This is a genomic window from Kitasatospora sp. NPDC057015 (assembly GCF_042673745.1).
Classification (GTDB): Bacteria; Actinomycetota; Actinomycetes; order Streptomycetales; family Streptomycetaceae; genus Kitasatospora.
In genome coordinates this window covers 43,191-58,705 of the sequence record NZ_JBHUSG010000007.1, presented here as the reverse complement: position 1 = coordinate 58,705, position 15,515 = coordinate 43,191, and the positions used below count along the sequence as shown (strand labels likewise).

General features: G+C 74.3%; 13 protein-coding genes. 6 read left to right on the top strand and 7 right to left on the bottom strand.

Features of this window, described 5'->3' with window-relative positions; genetic code table 11:
* The first annotated feature begins 155 nt into the window (after positions 1–155).
* The gene (locus ACFTWP_RS09130) at positions 156–680 is read left to right on the top strand and encodes an NUDIX domain-containing protein (RefSeq protein WP_380263606.1); all 525 of its coding nucleotides are present in this window, start codon (positions 156–158) and stop codon (positions 678–680) included.
* 30 nt (positions 681–710) lie between these two features.
* On the opposite strand, the gene ACFTWP_RS09125 is transcribed toward ACFTWP_RS09130, so the two are convergent.
* The 4 genes from ACFTWP_RS09125 to pdhA all read right to left on the bottom strand — a co-directional run bounded on the left by ACFTWP_RS09125 (position 711) and on the right by pdhA (position 6,082).
* Positions 711–2,378 carry a globin domain-containing protein gene (locus ACFTWP_RS09125; RefSeq protein ID WP_380263605.1) on the bottom strand — a complete coding sequence of 556 codons (1,668 nt, stop codon included), beginning with the start codon at positions 2,376–2,378 and terminating at the stop codon, positions 711–713.
* Between the two features lie 232 nt (positions 2,379–2,610).
* Positions 2,611–3,930 (bottom strand): dihydrolipoamide acetyltransferase family protein, encoded by a 1,320-nt coding sequence (locus ACFTWP_RS09120; RefSeq protein ID WP_380263887.1) that lies wholly within the window; start codon positions 3,928–3,930, stop codon positions 2,611–2,613.
* A 5-nt stretch (positions 3,931–3,935) separates the two neighbouring features.
* On the bottom strand, positions 3,936–4,931 hold the full coding sequence (locus tag ACFTWP_RS09115) for an alpha-ketoacid dehydrogenase subunit beta (protein WP_380263604.1): 996 nt from the start codon (positions 4,929–4,931) through the stop codon (positions 3,936–3,938).
* Positions 4,928–6,082 carry a pyruvate dehydrogenase (acetyl-transferring) E1 component subunit alpha gene (pdhA, locus tag ACFTWP_RS09110; RefSeq protein ID WP_380263603.1) on the bottom strand — a complete coding sequence of 385 codons (1,155 nt, stop codon included), beginning with the start codon at positions 6,080–6,082 and terminating at the stop codon, positions 4,928–4,930. Before pdhA ends, ACFTWP_RS09115 begins: the two co-directional genes overlap by 4 nt.
* Positions 6,083–6,342: 260 nt before the next feature.
* Between pdhA and ACFTWP_RS09105 the strand changes: the two genes are divergently transcribed.
* Positions 6,343–6,810, top strand: coding sequence for an Lrp/AsnC family transcriptional regulator (locus ACFTWP_RS09105; RefSeq protein ID WP_380263602.1), 468 nt, complete (start codon positions 6,343–6,345; stop codon positions 6,808–6,810).
* Between the two features lie 101 nt (positions 6,811–6,911).
* Here the strand turns inward: ACFTWP_RS09105 and ACFTWP_RS09100 are convergent, their stop codons facing one another.
* Entirely contained in the window at positions 6,912–7,496 is a 585-nt protein-coding gene (locus tag ACFTWP_RS09100; protein ID WP_380263601.1) for a TetR/AcrR family transcriptional regulator, read from the bottom strand.
* A gap of 32 nt (positions 7,497–7,528) precedes the next feature.
* Complete coding sequence (locus ACFTWP_RS09095; protein WP_380263600.1) at positions 7,529–8,587, bottom strand: glycosyltransferase family 2 protein; 1,059 nt, start codon at positions 8,585–8,587, stop codon at positions 7,529–7,531.
* Between the two features lie 207 nt (positions 8,588–8,794).
* Between ACFTWP_RS09095 and ACFTWP_RS09090 the strand changes: the two genes are divergently transcribed.
* The 3 genes from ACFTWP_RS09090 (at position 8,795) to paaN (ending at position 12,487) form a co-directional block, all read left to right on the top strand.
* A complete protein-coding gene (locus ACFTWP_RS09090) occupies positions 8,795–9,250 on the top strand; it encodes a GtrA family protein (RefSeq protein WP_380263599.1) in 456 nt (151 codons plus the stop codon).
* A 76-nt stretch (positions 9,251–9,326) separates the two neighbouring features.
* Positions 9,327–10,592 carry a hypothetical protein gene (locus ACFTWP_RS09085; protein WP_380263598.1) on the top strand — a complete coding sequence of 422 codons (1,266 nt, stop codon included), beginning with the start codon at positions 9,327–9,329 and terminating at the stop codon, positions 10,590–10,592.
* A gap of 194 nt (positions 10,593–10,786) precedes the next feature.
* Entirely contained in the window at positions 10,787–12,487 is a 1,701-nt protein-coding gene (gene paaN, locus ACFTWP_RS09080; protein ID WP_380263597.1) for a phenylacetic acid degradation protein PaaN, read from the top strand.
* A 7-nt stretch (positions 12,488–12,494) separates the two neighbouring features.
* Here paaN and ACFTWP_RS09075 read toward each other — a convergent pair whose 3' ends face one another.
* Positions 12,495–13,772, bottom strand: a complete 1,278-nt coding sequence (locus ACFTWP_RS09075; protein ID WP_380263596.1) for a glycosyltransferase — start codon at positions 13,770–13,772, stop codon at positions 12,495–12,497.
* A 100-nt stretch (positions 13,773–13,872) separates the two neighbouring features.
* Between ACFTWP_RS09075 and ACFTWP_RS09070 the strand changes: the two genes are divergently transcribed.
* On the top strand, positions 13,873–15,381 hold the full coding sequence (locus ACFTWP_RS09070) for an FAD-dependent monooxygenase (RefSeq protein WP_380263595.1): 1,509 nt from the start codon (positions 13,873–13,875) through the stop codon (positions 15,379–15,381).
* Positions 15,382–15,515: the final 134 nt, after the last annotated feature.

Below are 15,515 nucleotides of genomic sequence, written 5' to 3'. Positions count from 1 at the left end.
GGATGTCACGATGAATCCCGACTCAAATCCTTCACATCCAAGATCCACTGGCTGCTGTTCCCTCTGCCCGAACGGACGCACCCGGGCCCGGCCGCGTTTGGCCCGGCCCCGCCTGCGGCAGACTCCCGCACAACGCTCCAGCCCCGGAGGTGGCCATGGCCAACCCGCCGCGCCCCGTCGTCAAACGCACCGCGCGGGCCATCCTGCTGGAACTCGACCCGGACGAGGCGCACGCTCCCGCCTCCATCGTGCTGATCAAGCGCACCCGGCCCGGCAGCCGTCCCTACTGGATCACCCCCGGCGGCGGCGTGGAGCCCGAGGACCGCACGGTGGTCGAGGCGCTCCACCGCGAGGTGGACGAGGAGCTCGGCGGCAAGGTCGTGGACGTCGTCCCGGCCTTCGTCGACACCATCAGCCACACCCACCACGACGACGGCACGCCGGCCCACCCGCACGGCGTCAAGGTCCAGCACTTCTTCGTCTGCCGGCTGGCCGCCATGGACCCCTCGCGCCGGCACGGCCCCGAGGTGGACGAACCGCAGGGGGAGTACGAGATCGTCCGGCTGCCCTTCACCCGCGAGGGCGTCACCTCGGTCAACGTCGTCCCGCCGAGCCTGCGCGCCTACCTCGCCGCCAACATCGAGGGCGTCCGCGCGATGCTCGCCCCCGACCTGGGCTGACCGCGCCCGCCGGGAGTCGTCGGGCCCGGCCTACGCCGCGGCGAGGTCGCCCACCAGGTCGTGCCGGATCCGCCCGGGCGCCACGCCGGCCCGCAGCAGTATCCCGACCGAACGGCGCACCATCGCCGGCGGCCCGCTGACGTACGCCTCCCGGCCGGCCCACGGGCCGAAACGGGCCGCCACGTCGGGCAGCTCGCCCGACAGCGCGGAATCCGGCCCGGCCATCCCGCCGGAACCCGACAGCACCGGGTGCACCGACAGCCACGGATGCCGCTGCGCGAGCCCGCGCAGCACCTCCAACCCGTACAGCTCCGCCTCCTGGCGGGCGCCGTAGAAGACCTCCACCGAGCGGCCGGCCGCGCCGTGCTCGGCGACCTCCTCCACCAGGGCGCAGACCGGCGCGATACCGGTGCCGCCGCCCAGGCACAGCAGGTCGGCGCCCGCCGCGTGGTCGAGCACCATCGAGCCGGCCGGCGGGCCGAGCCGGAGCACGTCCCCGGGAGCCGCCCGGCGGACCAGGGCGTTGCTGACCCAGCCGGCCTGCACGGCCTTGACGTGGAAGGTCAGCAGACCGTCCGGCCGCGGCGCCGAGGCGAACGAGAAGTGCCGCCAGACCCGGGGCCACCAGGGCGTCTCCAGGGTGGTGTACTGCCCGGCCCGGTACGGGTAGGGCTGGTCGGGGCGGACGGTGACCACCGCGATGTCGCGGGTGCGCTGCTGGTGCGAGACCACCTCGGCCTGCCACCAGGGCGGCGAGGTCCGGGCCGCGCCCTCGGCCGCCTCGATCATGATGCCGGAGATCAGCCGGTAGGCCCGCCGCCAGGCGAGTTCGGTCGCGGCGTCCCAGCGGCTGCCGGCGTACCGGGCCAGGGCCGCCACCAGGCACTCGCCCACCGGGCCGTAGTGGCCGCCGAGCGTGCCGTACTTGCGGTGCCCCCGGCCCAGCGCCGTCAGGTACTCGGTGAGCCCGGCCGGGTCGTGCGCGCTGCGGGCGGCCTGCAGCAGGGCCCGGAACAGCCGGTCGCGCTGGACGTCCATGGCCGCCGGGAAGAGCGCCCGGACCTCGGGGTGGTGCAGGAAGATCAGCGCGTAGAAGTGCGCGGTGGCGCGGTCCGCGACCGGTTCGACCACCGCCAGGGTGTCCCGGATCAGCTCGATGTCGTGGACGGTCGGCGGCTGCTCGGCCGGATCCGCCGCACGGACGACGCCGGCTCCCGGATCCGCCGCCGGCTGTGCCGCTGCCTGCGGCGCGGGCTCCGGGCCGCCGCCCTCCAGGGTCCGAACCGCCCAGGCGCGGCTCCAGGAGTCCCCCGGGCCGGCCCAGTTGAGGCCCGGCGCGTCGGTGAACAGCGGCGCGACGGAGGTGCTCCCGACCGGTGCGCCGCCGGGGAGGGCCGGCGGCATCCGGGGCGCGGCGGGGATCGACGGCGGCACGGTCGGCCGGGCCGGGATCGGCGGCCCGGGCACGGAGGCGGGTTCGGCCTCCGCCTCCGCCCGCTCGGCCGGCTCCGCCGCCGATCGGGTCTCCGTCCCGGCCTCCCCGGCGACCGCGCCCGCGTCGCCGGCCGCGCCGCTCGTCGTCGGCGCGTCGGAGGCCGGGGCGGGCCCGGCCGGTGGGAGCGGGGGCAGTCCGGGCACCGCGGTGGCCGCGGCCGATCCGTGCCTGGCCCGGACCAGGAGCGCTCTGGGTGACTTCACCGCAACTTGACGAGTACTCAAGAGAATCGTTTCGCCTCCGGCCGACCCTGCAACCACCTGGCTTGTCCCTGCTGAAGCCTTGGTAGCGTGGCACGCCCGAACAGCTCATCCGACAACTCGCGCGAAGCCCGGACAGACGGGGCGCCGGCGCGCTACGCTCCCCCGACCTATGGCCGTCGCCTTGCGTGGCGGGTCCAGCACGCAAGGCGACGAGCGCGGGCCAGGGCCGGTCTCAGAGCTGGCGCATCAGCATGCCCGGCTGCTCGACGCAGTCCGCGACGAACCGCAGGAACCCGCCCGCCGTACCGCCGTCGCAGACCCGGTGGTCGAAGGTGAAGGACAGCTGGGTCACCCGCCGGACCGCCAACTCCCCCTGGTGCACCCAGGGCTTGGCGACGATCCGGCCGACCCCGAGCATCGCCGCCTCGGGGTGGTTGATCAGCGGGGTCGAGCCGTCCACACCGAAGACGCCGTAGTTGTTGAGCGTGAACGTTCCGCCGGTGAGCTCCGCCGGGGTGAGCGATCCGGCCCGCGCCGACTCCGTCAACCTGGCCAGTTCCGCGCCGAGTCGGACGGTGTTGAGCAGGTGCGCGTCCCGGACCACCGGGACGACCAGACCGCGCTCGCTCTGCGCCGCGAAGCCCAGGTGCACGGCGGTGTGCCGCCGCAGTGCCACCGGGGCGCCGGCGGCGTCGCACTCCACGCTCGCGTTCAGCTCGGGGAACCGGGCCAGCGCGGCGGTGGAGATCCGGGCGAGCAGCGCCAGCAGTCCGATCCTCGGACCACCCGAACCGTTCAACTGCTCGCGCAGCGCGAGAAGTTCGGTGGCGTCGGCGTCCACCCAGCAGGTCGCGGCGGGAATCTCCCGATGGCTGAGGGTCAGCTTCTCGGCGATCGTCCGGCGCAGGCCGCGCAGCGGCACGGCGCCCTCGGCGGCGGTGGCCGCCGGTCGCGTCGCACCAGCCGCGACGGCGGCCACCGCGCGGTCCACGTCGGCCCGCAGGATCAGCCCCTCGGGGCCGCTCCCGGTGAGCCCGGCCAGGTCGATGCCGTGCTCACGGGCACTGCGCCGGACCAGCGGGGAGATCACCGCGACCACCGCCGGAGGCCGCACCGCGGCCACCGGGGCGGCGGCCGCCCGCGCGGGAGCCGCGCCCGCCGGGGCGCCGCCGGGCCGGACTCGGCCACGCCGGGCACCCCGGCCGCCCTCCGACGTCCCGTACCCCACCAGCACGTTGCCGGAGCCGGAGGCCGCCGGCTCCGAATCGGACCGTACGGAGTCCAACAGCGCCGAGGAGCCGTCCGCCGGGGACACCGCGACCGTCACCAGCGCCGCGCCGACCGGCACCTCCTCCCCCGGCTCGCCGTACCGCGCGGTGACCACCCCGCCGTACGGGCAGGGCACCTCGACCACGGCCTTCGCCGTCTCCACCTCCACCACCGGCTGGTCGACCGCGATCACCTCGCCGACCTCGACCATCCAGCGGACCACCTCCGCCCCGGTGAGCCCCTCACCGAGGTCGGGCAGCGTGAACTCGCGCACGACGGGCATCATCCTCAGTCCTCCCACTGCAGCCGGGCCACGGCGTCCAGGATCCGGTCCACCCCGGGGAGGTGGTGGTGCTCCAGCATCGGCGGCGGGTACGGGATGTCGAACCCGGTCACCCGCAGGACGGGCGCCGCCAGGTGGTGGAAGCAGCGCTCGGTCACCCGCGCCGCGATCTCCGCGCCCGTCCCGCCGAAGCCGCTCGCCTCGTGCACGACGACCGCCCGGCCCAGCGAGCGCACCACCCGGCAGACCGTCTCGTCGTCGAAGGGCACCAGGGTGCGCAGGTCCAGTACCGCGAGGTCCCAGCCCTCGGCCTTCGCCGCCTCGGCCGCCTCCAGGCAGACCGGCAGCGAGGGGCCGTAGGTGATCAGGACGGCGGACCGACCGGTCCGCCGCAGCACGGCCCGCCCGATCGGCTCGACCGGGGCGGTCGGGTCCAGGCCGTCCTTGCCCCAGTAGAGCCGCTTGGGCTCCAGGAAGACCACCGGATCGTCCGAGGCGATCGCGGCCCGCAGCAGGCCGTAGGCGTCGCCGACGGTCGCCGGCGTGACCACGTGCAGGCCGGGGGTCTGGACGTAGTACGCCTCGGAGGAGTCGCTGTGGTGCTCGACCCCGCCGATGCCGCCGCCGTACGGGATCCGGATGGTGATCGGCAGCGGCAGCTTGCCGGCCGTGCGGTTGCGCATCTTCGCGACGTGCGAGACGAGCTGCTCCATCGCCGGGTACGCGAACGCGTCGAACTGCATCTCGACCACCGGGCGCAGCCCGTACATCGCCATGCCGACGGCCGTCCCGAGGATGCCGGCCTCGGCGAGCGGGGTGTCCAGGCAGCGGTCCGAGCCGAACTCGGCGGTCAGGCCGTCGGTGATGCGGAAGACGCCGCCGAGCGCGCCGACGTCCTCGCCGAGCAGGTGCACGGCCGGGTCCTCGCGCATGGCGTCGCGCAGGGCCGAGTTGAGCGCCTGCGCCATGGTGCTCGTCCGAGCGGGGGTGGCTGTGCTCATCGGTGCTGCACCTCGGCCTCGGCGGCCAGCTCGGCGGCGAGTTCGGCGGCCAGCTGGGCCGCCTGCTCGCGCAGTTGCGGGGTGGGCTCGGCGTAGACGTGGGCGAAGAGCGACATCGGGTCGAGCTCGGCGTCGCTGTGGAACTCGGCCCGCATCCGGGCCGCCAGCGCCTCCGCCTCCTCGGCGGCCTGCCGGACGAGCTGCTCGTCCAGCAGCCCGGCCTCGCGCAGGTGCCGCTCCATCAGCAGGACGGGGTCGTGCTCCCGCCAGGCCGCCACCTCGTCGTCCTCCCGGTACCGGGTGGCGTCGTCGGCGTTGGTGTGCGCCTCCAGCCGGTAGGTGAGCGCCTCGACCAGGGTCGGACCGCCGCCGGAGCGGGCGCGCTCCACGGCCTCGCTCAGCACCGAGTGGACGGCGGGCGCGTCGTTGCCGTCCACCAGCCGGCCGGGCATGCCGTAGCCGACGGCCTTGTGGGCCAGGCTGGGCGCGGCGGACTGCCGGGTCAGCGGAACCGAGATCGCGTACCCGTTGTTCTGGACCAGGAAGACCACCGGGGCCTGCAGCACGGCGGCGAAGTTCAGGGCCTCGTGGAAGTCGCCCTCGCTGGTGCCGCCGTCGCCGAGCAGCGCCAGCGCCACCACCGGCTCGCCCTTGAGCCGGGCGGCGTGGGCCAGGCCCACGGCGTGCGGCGCCTGGGTGGCCAGCGGGGTGCAGAGCGGCGCGGTGCGCACCGCGCGCGGGTCGTAGCCGGTGTGCGCGTTGCCGCGCAGCAGGGTGAGCGCCTCCAGCGGGTCGACCCCGCGGGACACCACGGCCAGGGTGTCGCGGTAGCTCGGGAACAGCCAGTCGCCGGCGCCAAGCGCCATCGCCGCCGCGACCTGACAGGCCTCCTGGCCGGTCGAGGCCGGGTAGACGGCCAGCCGGCCCTGCTTGGTGAGCACGGTGGCCTGCTGGTTGTAGCGGCGGCCGACGACCAGCCGGCGGTACAGCTCGCGCAGCAGCGCCGGGTCGTGCTTCTCCAGGGCGGGGGTGCCGAGCACCCGTACCGGGGAGGCGTCCGGGAGCAGCGGCGCAGGGTCGGTGCGCGGGGCGGTGGCCCCGGGCAGCCAGCCCGGCACGGACGTGTGGTGTCTGTGATCGAGAACGGTCATCTCGGGCACCTCCAAGGGGTGGGGGAGGGGCTGCGGGAGGCAGCGGGTGGTGCCGTGGTGCTCGGGACCGCGACGACGGCACCCTCCGCCCCGGGTCGGGCTGGAAGGCGCCGGCAGCGGGTTCCTCCCTACCGATTGTTCGGTTGTCTGGTCATTCTGACCACAGCTGCGCCAAGGTGGTGGACAATCGGCCGCAACAGCGGTCGACTGGAGGCAGCACGTCCACGACCGAGGGGTGGGGGGCCATGTCCGCTGAACAGATGTCCAGAGCCAAGGAGCCGGCCCCCGCGCTGGACCGGGTCGACAGGTCCATCCTGCGCCTGCTCCAGCAGGACGGCAGGGCGTCGATACGCTCGGTGGCCGAGCGGGTGCACGTCTCCCGGGCGAACGCCTACGCCCGGATCTCCCGGATGGTCGACGACGGCGTCATCCGCGGCTTCACCGCCCGGGTCGACCACGAGCGGGCCGGCCAGGGCGCCTCCGCCTACATCACGCTGAAGATCGTCCAGAACTCCTGGCGGACGGTCCGCGAACAGCTCCTGGAACTGCCCGGGGTGGCCCACATCGCCCTGGTCGGCGGCGAGTTCGACGTCCTGTTGCTGGTCCACACGGCCGACAACCGGGCCCTGCGGGAGCTGGTGCTCGGCCGCATCCAGTCGATTCCCCAGGTCCTGGCCACCCAGACCCTGATCGTCTTCGAGGAGACCGACCAGGTGCCGCCTGACTGATCTTGTGCGCCCGCCCCACAGGCCCGTGACCTACGGAAGAACCGCCCCGCGTACGGGCAAGCCCTCGGCGCCGTGACCTGCGGGAGGCGAGCGAGCCTGGATCAGACGGCCCGCAGGCCGTCGAAGGCGAGGCGGACGACCGTGTCGGCGACGCCGTCGGCGGCCTTGGCGCCCGGGCGGTACCACTCCACGATCGAGTTGATCATGCCGAAGAGCAGCCGGGTGGCCAGCCGCGGGTCGACGTCGGAGCGCAGCGCGCCGTCGGCGACGGCGGCGCGGACCAGTTCGGCGACCCGGTGGTCGAACTCGCGGCGGCGCTCCAGCGCCCACTGCTCGGTGGCGGTGTTGCCGCGCACCCGCAGCAGCAGCGTCACGTAGGGGAGTTCGGCCAGCAGCACCTCGGTGGTGCGCCGCACCACGTACTCCAGCCGGTGCACGGCCGGGCCCCGGGTGGCGCCGGGTTCGGCGAGGGTGCCGAAGAGGCCGTCCAGGGCCCGCCCGACGGCGAGCCGCAGCAGCTCCTCCTTGCCCCGCACGTGGTGGTAGATGGAGGACTTGGAGATCCCGGCGGCCCGGGAGAGGTCCTCCATCGAGGTGCCGTCGTAGCCCCGCTCGTTGAACACGTCGACGGTCACCGCGAGCAGCGACTCCACGGTGTAGGCGGTGCGGGTGGTGTGATCGGCCATCCTCCGAGTATCCCCGGCGGCCGGACGCGCGGTCAGGCCGGGGGCAGGTGCCCGGCCTCGGGCCGGCCGGAGGGCACCCGGGCCTCGGCGCCGGACCCGCCGCCCGCCGCCGCCGGCCGGCTCGCCGCCTCGGGGGCCGCCGCGGAGCCGCCGGTGTCGCGGGCGACGAAGTAGGTGGGCCGCTGCTGGACGGCGGTGTAGATCCGCCCGACGTACTCGCCGAGCAGGCCGAAGCAGATCAGCTGGACGCCGCCGAGGAAGAGCATGGCGGTGAACAGCGAGGTCCAGCCGGGCACGGTGTTGCCGAGCGCGTAGGCCGCCAGGGTGAAGACCAGCATGGCCAGGCAGGTGAAGAAGCTGATGATGCCGAGCCAGGTGGCGATCCGCAGCGGGGCCGCCGAGAAGCTGGTGATGCTGGTGATCGCGAGGCCGACCATCTTGCGCAGCGGGTACTTGGTCTCGCCGGCGGCGCGCTCGTCGCGGTGGTAGGTGACCTGGCCGCTGGGGAAGCCGAGCCAGGGCACCAGCAGCCGGTAGACCTGCTGCTGGTCGGGCAGGGTCTTGAGGGCGTCCACCGCCTCGCGGCTGAGCAGCCGGAAGTCGCCGGCCTGGGCGGGCACGCTCTTGCCGACGAGCCGGCGGATCAGCCAGTAGTAGGCGCCGGCCGTCCAGCGCTTGAAGCCGGTGTCGGTGGAGCGGTCGGAGCGGATGCCGTAGACGATGTCCAGGCCCTGGGCCTTCGCGAGGTCCAGCATCTCGGGGATCTTCTCCGGCGGGTCCTGGAGGTCCGCGTCGATGCTCGCCACGTACGCGCCGCGGGCGTTGTGGAGTCCGGCGGTGAGCGCCGCCTGGTGGCCGGAGTTGCGGCGCAGCGCGACGACCCGCAGTTGCGGCCACTGGGCCCGGAAGTCCTCCAGCCGGGCGGCGGTCTTGTCGGTGCTGCCGTCGTCGACCGCGACCACCTCGTAGCCGACGCCGGTGCCGTCCAGGACCGGCCTGAGCCGGTCGACCAGGGCCGGCAGGACGTCCTCCTCGTTGTACATGGGGATGACGACGGAGAGCTCGGTGCGATCGTGGTGCACAGCGGTCATCGGTTGTCCTGGCCCATGGGAGGAGGGGGTGAGCGGCGGGTGTCGCGAACGGGTCAGGGAGTGCCGTCCACGCCCATACCGTAGACTGCGCCGATGCCGAGTGGGAGCTTTGCGGTCCGACAACTGTCGATCGGTACAGACCAATTTTCTCCGCGGCTGACCGTTTGGCAGGGTTTTCCGACTCCTCGAACCAGGGTTCCGTGACCGATGCCGTTCGATGCCGATCATGACGCCACCGCGCCGCCACCGGCCGTGCGCCGACCGCGGGCCGTGCGCCAGCTGCCCGTCTTCGCCGTGGTCGGCGCGGTCTCCACGATCGCCTATCTGGGCCTGTACGTGGCCCTGAGCCCCCTCGTCGGCGACCGGACCGCCAACTTCACCGCGCTGCTCGTCACCGCCGTCGCCAACACCGCCGCGAACCGCCGCTTCACCTTCAAGGTGCGCGGGGCGGCCGGGGCGGCCCGGCAGCAGGTGCAGGGGCTGGTGGCGTTCGTGGCCGGGCTGGTGCTCAGTGACGGCGCGCTGGAGCTGGTCGCGCGGGCCGCGCCGGAGGCGTCCTCGCTGGTCAAGGTGAGTGCCCTGGTCGCCGCCAACGCCGCGGCGACGCTGCTGCGCTTCGTGCTGCTGCGACTGTGGGTGTTCCGAGAGCCGGCCGACCGGTGAAGCTCCGGGACCAGGTCTGGACCAGTGTCCTAGACTCGGCGCACCATCGTCCGCGGCAGGGTGGGATCAGGTCTTGATGAACGCAGAGAAGGCAGTGGCCACCGGCGTGCCCGAACAGCGCGAGGGCGAGCCGACGGCGGAGGCCGACGGCCTGCGCGCGAGGGCGACCCGGCTGGCGGTCCGCTACGGACCGGCCGTCTGGTGCTACACGGTGCTGAAGCTGGTCGGCTTCACCGTGTTCATGCGCATGCTCCAGTTCGCCGGCGACTACACCAAGAAGGACGCGCGCTTCGGCGGCGGCGCCCAGCCGTGGGACGTCCTGGCCTCCTGGGACGGCTGGTGGTACCGGCAGGTCGCCGAGTTCGGCTACCACCCGCAGCTGATCCACGTCCCGGGAGCGGTCGGCGGCTTCACCATCGAGCAGAACTCGGCCGCCTTCTTCCCGCTCTACCCGGGCCTGATGCGGCTGGTCTCCGAGTGCACCGGCCTCGGCCTGTACGGCGGCGGGATGCTGGTCTCGGTGGTCGCCTCGCTGTTCGCCGCGGCCGGCATCTTCGCGGTCGGCGAGCGGCTGGCCGGTACCCGCGCCGGGGTGATCGGGGCCGGCCTGTGGGCCGTCATCCCGGGCTCGGGCGCCGAGTGGGCGATCTACTCCGACTCCACCTTCGTGGCGCTCGCCGCCTGGTCCTGCTACCTGGTGATGACCCGTCGCTGGATCGCGGCCGGCGTCGTCACCCTGGTCGCCGGGCTCAACCGGCCGACCGCCGCGGCGCTGATCGCGGCCGTCGGCATCGCGGCGCTGATCGACCTGTACCGCCGGGAGAGCGGCGTGCTGCGCCCGGTGACGGCGATGCTGCTCGCACCGCTGGGCCTGCTCGGCTACGTCGGCTGGGTGGGCTGGCGGATGGGCGACTGGGGCGGCTACTTCAAGCTCCAGCGCGAGGCCTGGCTGCACTACTTCGACTACGGCCTGAGCACCTGGAACTCCATGCGCGGGGTGATGCTCGGCCGCTACGACTACCCGTTCGCCTACCCGATCCCGGACATGCTGGCCGTGCTGATCGTGCTGGCCCTGCCGATCCTGATCGTGCTGATGCTGCGGCTGCGCCCGCCGGTGGTCCTGGTCGTCTACACCCTGGTCACGCTGGTGACGGTGCTCGGCAGCGCGCAGATCTTCGGCAACGTCTCGCGCTACCTGCTGCCGGTCTTCCCGCTGTTCGTGCCGCTGGCCATCGCGCTGCGCAAGCTGAGCTGGCCGGTCCTGGCGACGGTGCTGGGCTCGGCGGCGATCGCCTCGGGCTGGTTCGCCGGGTACATCCTGTTCGAGCTCGGCGTCCCGTAGCCGGGCCCGCCCCCGCACACCGCCACGCCCCGGCCGGACATCCGGCCGGGGCGTCGTCGTGTCCCCGGGGTCCGGGCGTGTCGGCCGGGTGCGGGGGTCCGCCCGCGGAAAGGCGCCCGCCGAACCCCTTGAGCCGACCGATCGTTCGGTTACTCTGTGACGTGTCCCGTCCGCCTCCTCCGAGGAGCGCACCAATGGCTGCTGCGGTCACCCACCCCCTCGTCGCCGAACTCGTCGAACGCCACCAGGACACCCTGAACCGGGCGCTCACCGCCATCACCGAACGCGACTACTGGTCGCCGTACCCCGAGTTCCCCAAGGCCTACGGCGAGAGCGGCGCCGCGGACGGCAAGGCCGCCTTCGACGCCCTGCTCGGCGCCCCCTTCACCATCGAGGGCCAGCCCACCGACGGCGACCCGGTCGGCGGCGAGGCCTCCCCGTACGGCGTCGAGCTGGGCATCAGCTACCCGCACTCCGGCCCGGACCCGCTGATCGCCGCCCTGGAGGCGGCCCGCCCCGGCTGGGCGGCGGCCGGCCCGGCCGCCCGCGCGGCGCTCTGCCTGGAGATCCTGGCCCGGATCAACACCCGCTCGCACGAGTTCGCGCAGGCCGTGATGCACACCACCGGCCAGGCGTACGGCATGGCCTTCCAGGCCGGCGGCCCGCACGCCCAGGACCGCGGCCTGGAGGCCGTCGCGTACGCCTACGCCGAGCAGACCAGGCTCCCGCTGCGGGCGAGCTGGACCAAGCCGCAGGGCAAGCGCGAGCCGCTGGCGATGACCAAGGAGTTCACCGTCGTCCCGCGCGGCGTCGCGCTGCTGATCGGCTGCAACACCTTCCCCACCTGGAACGGCTACCCGGGCCTGTTCGCCTCGCTGGCCACCGGCAACCCCGTCCTGGTCAAGCCGCACCCGCGCGCCGTGCTGCCGCTGGCGCTGACCGTACGGATCGCCCGCGAGGTGCTCGCCGAGGCCGGCTTCGACCCCAACCTGGTCTGCCTGGCCGCCGAGCACGAGGGCTCCGCGCTCGCCAAGGTGCTGGCGGTGCGCCCCGAGGTGAAGCTGATCGACTACACCGGCTCCACCGAGTTCGGCGACTGGCTGGAGGAGAACGCCCGGCAGGCCCAGGTCTACACCGAGAAGGCCGGCGTCAACACGGTGGTGCTCGACTCCACCGACGACTACCGGGGCATGCTGGCCAACCTGGCCTTCTCGCTGTCGCTCTACAGCGGCCAGATGTGCACCACCCCGCAGAACCTGCTCATCCCGCGCACCGGCATGCGCACCGACCAGGGCGACAAGTCCTACGACGAGGTGGTCGCCGACCTCGCGGGCGCCGTCGAGGGCCTGCTCTCCGACGACGCCCGGGCCGCCGCCGTGCTCGGCGCCGTGGTCAACCCCGGGGTGCTCCAGCGCACCGTGCAGGCCGCCGCCGGCGAGTACGGCGAGCTGGCCCTCGCCCCCCGCGTGGTCACCTCCCCCGACTTCCCGGCCGCCACCGTCCGCACCCCCGCCCTGGTCAAGGCCGACGCCGACAAGCCGGACGACCGGGCGGCCTTCCTGGCCGAGTGCTTCGGCCCGGTCTCCTTCGCCGTCGCCGTCGAGTCCGCCGAGGCCGCCGTCGAGCTGCTCCGCCGCACCGTGCGCGAGCAGGGCGCCATGACGGCGGCCGGCTACACCGTCGACCCGCAGATCGAGGCCGCCCTGGTCGAGGCCGCGCTGGACGCCGGCGTCTCGCTGTCGCTGAACCTCACCGGCGGGGTCTACGCCAACCAGACCGCCGCCTTCTCCGACCTGCACGGCACCGGCGCCAACCCGGCCGCCAACTCGGCGTACTGCGACGCGGCCTTCGTCGCCAACCGGTTCCGCACGGTCGAGGTCCGCCGGCACGTCTGACCCGCCCTCACCCCCTTCGGCCCCGGGCGCCGCGCCCGGGGCCGAAGACCCAGACCCGCAGCAGCACGAACCGCACCACGGTGGCCAGCGCGTTCGCCACCACCAGCGCGGTCAGCTCCGCACCGTGCCCGGCCTGCGGCCGCGCCAGCCCGAGCAGCGCGATCGCGCCGCTGCTCAGGCCGAGCCCGATCAGGAACGCGATCCCGCCCTCCACCTGGTGCTTCAGGGCGTCCCGCGAGCCGGTCACACCGAAGGTGAAGCGCCGGTTGAGGGCGGTGTTCGCCACCGCCGTGACCATCAGCGCCAGGGCGTTGGCCGGCAGCGCGGGCACCAACTGACGCAGCCCCAGGTAGAGCAGCACGTAGGCCGCGGTGGAGAGCGTGCCGACCACCGCGAAGCTGGCCAGCTGCCAGCCGAGGCCCGGGGCCAGCCGGGCCTGCTGCACCCGCGGCGGCACCGGCAGCCGGGTCGCGCCGGACAGCGATCGGCGCGCGACCCGCGCCATCCCCCGCAGGTCGTCCAGGACCGTCCGGACGATGTCCACCCGGCTGTCCGGGTCGTCCACCCAGTCCACCGGCACCTCGTGGATCCGCAGGCCGGAGCGTTCGGCCAGCAGCAGCAGTTCGGTGTCGAAGAACCAGGCGTTGTCCTCCACCTCGGACAGCAGCCGCTGCACCACGTCCGTCCTGGCCGCCTTGAACCCGCACTGCGCGTCCGAGAACTTCGCCGCCATGGTGGCCCGCAGCAGCACGTTGTAGGTGCGCGAGATGAACTCCCGCTTGGGCCCGCGCACCACCGCCGAGCCACGGTGCAGCCGGCTGCCGATCGCCAGGTCGCTGTGCCCCGACAGCAGCGGCGCGACCAGCGGCAGGAAGGCCTCCAGCCCGGTGGACAGGTCGACGTCCATGTACGCCACCACGTCCGCGTCACTGTCGCCCCAGACCTGCCGCAGCGCCCGGCCGCGGCCCTTCAGATCCAGGTGCACCGCTCTGACCTGCGGGATCTCGGCCGCCAGCGCGGTGGCCACGGCCCAGGTGCCGTCGATGCTGGCGTTGTCGGCGACGGTGATCCGGTAGTCGTAGGGAAAGGTCTCGTCGAGGTAGGCGTGCAGCCGGCGCACGCACCGCTCCAGCACGTGCTCCTCGTTGTAGACCGGCACGACCACCTCGACGAGCCTGGTCCCGACCCGCGACGGCGCGCCGCCGCGCGGGCCGCCGGAGGGAATTGCGCCGGCGCGCGCCGGGGCGGCGTCCCGGTCGGTCTCGAATGGTGCGGACTGAGTCATGATTCAGAGATTCACAGGCTCCGATGGGCCCGCGATGATGGGAGGCTGAGAGCGCGCTGAGAACCCGCTCCCACCCTCGCCCCCCATCGGGAGATGACATATGACCGAGAAGCAGCTCAGCACCGATGTCGTGGTGGTAGGAGCCGGACCGACCGGACTCCTGCTGGCCGGTGATCTGGCCACCGCGGGGGTGCGGGTGACGGTGCTGGAGAAGCGCGGCGGCGAGTCCAACCTCACCCGGGCGTTCGCCGTGCACGCCCGCACCCTGGAGCAGCTGGACGCCCGCGGCCTGGCCGACGACCTGATCGCCACCGGCACCGCGCTCTCCTCGCTGCGTCTCTTCGGCCGGCTGCGGATCGAGCTCGGCGCGCTGCCGACCCGCTTCCCGTTCGTCCTGATCACCCCGCAGTCCAACACCGAGCGGCTGCTCCAGGAGCGGGCCCTGAAGGCCGGCGCGACGATCCTGCGCGGCGTCGAGGTGACCGGGCTGCGGCAGGACGCCGAGCAGGTGCGGATCGAGACGGTCGAGAACGGCGCGACCGCCGTCCACCGGGCCCGCTACGCGGTCGGCGCCGACGGGGTGCACAGCACCGTGCGCGACCTGCTGGGCATCCCGTTCCCCGGCGAGTCCGTGGTGAACTCCGTCCTGCTGGCGGACGTCCGGCTGGAGCGGGCCCCCGAGGAGGTGCTGACGGTCGGCGCCAACGAGAACGGCTTCGCCTTCGTGGCGCCCTTCGGCGACGGCTGGTACCGGGTGATCGCCTGGGACCGCGCCCGCCAGCTGCCGGACAGCGAGCCGGCGAGCCTGAACGAGATCGCCGACATCACCCGCCGGGCGCTCGGCGAGGACTACGGCCTGCACGACGCCCGCTGGTCCTCCCGCTTCCACAGTGACGAGCGGCAGGCCCCGAACTACCGCTCCGGCCGGGTCTTCCTGGCCGGCGACGCGGCGCACTGCCACTCCCCGGCCGGCGGCCAGGGCATGAACACCGGCCTGCAGGACGCCGCGAACCTCTCCTGGAAGCTCGCCGCCGCTGTCCGGGGCTGGGCCCCGGACGCCCTGCTGGACACCTACCAGACCGAGCGGCACCCGGTCGGCCGGGCCGTCCTGCGCAGCTCCGGCGCGCTGGTGCGGCTCGCGCTGGCCCGCTCCGCCGCCACCCGGGCGCTGCGCTCCGCGGTGACCGGCTTCGCCGACAACCTGGGCCCGGTCGCCGCCCGCGGCGCCCGCACCGTCTCGGGGATCGGCGTGCGGTACCCGGCGGGCAAGGACGCCCACCCGCTGGCCGGCCGCCGGGTGCCGGACCTGCGGCTGACCGGGCTGCACCCCGCCGAGGGCCTCTCCGGCGGGGCGGGCGGCCCCGGGCGACTGTACGAGGCGCTGCGGACCGGCCGTTTCGTGCTGGTCAGCAACGACGAGTTGTCCGCCGCCGACCCGTGGGCCGACCGCGTGGTCACCGCCGCCCCGGCCGACCCGCACGGCAAGCTCAGCGACACCGTCCTGCTGATCCGCCCGGACGGCTACGCCGCCTGGGCCGCCGTCGACCCGAGCCGGGGCGAGCTGCGGGCCGCGCTGGCGCACTGGCTGGGCGCGCCCTCGGACGACTGAGACCGGCCGGCGGGGGGGGGGGGGGGGCGCCCCCCCCGCCGCCCCCCCCCCCCCCCCCCCCCCCCCCCCCCCCCCCCCCCCCCCCGGCCGCGCCCCCCCGCCCCCCCCCCCCCCCCCCGCCCCCCGGCCCCCCC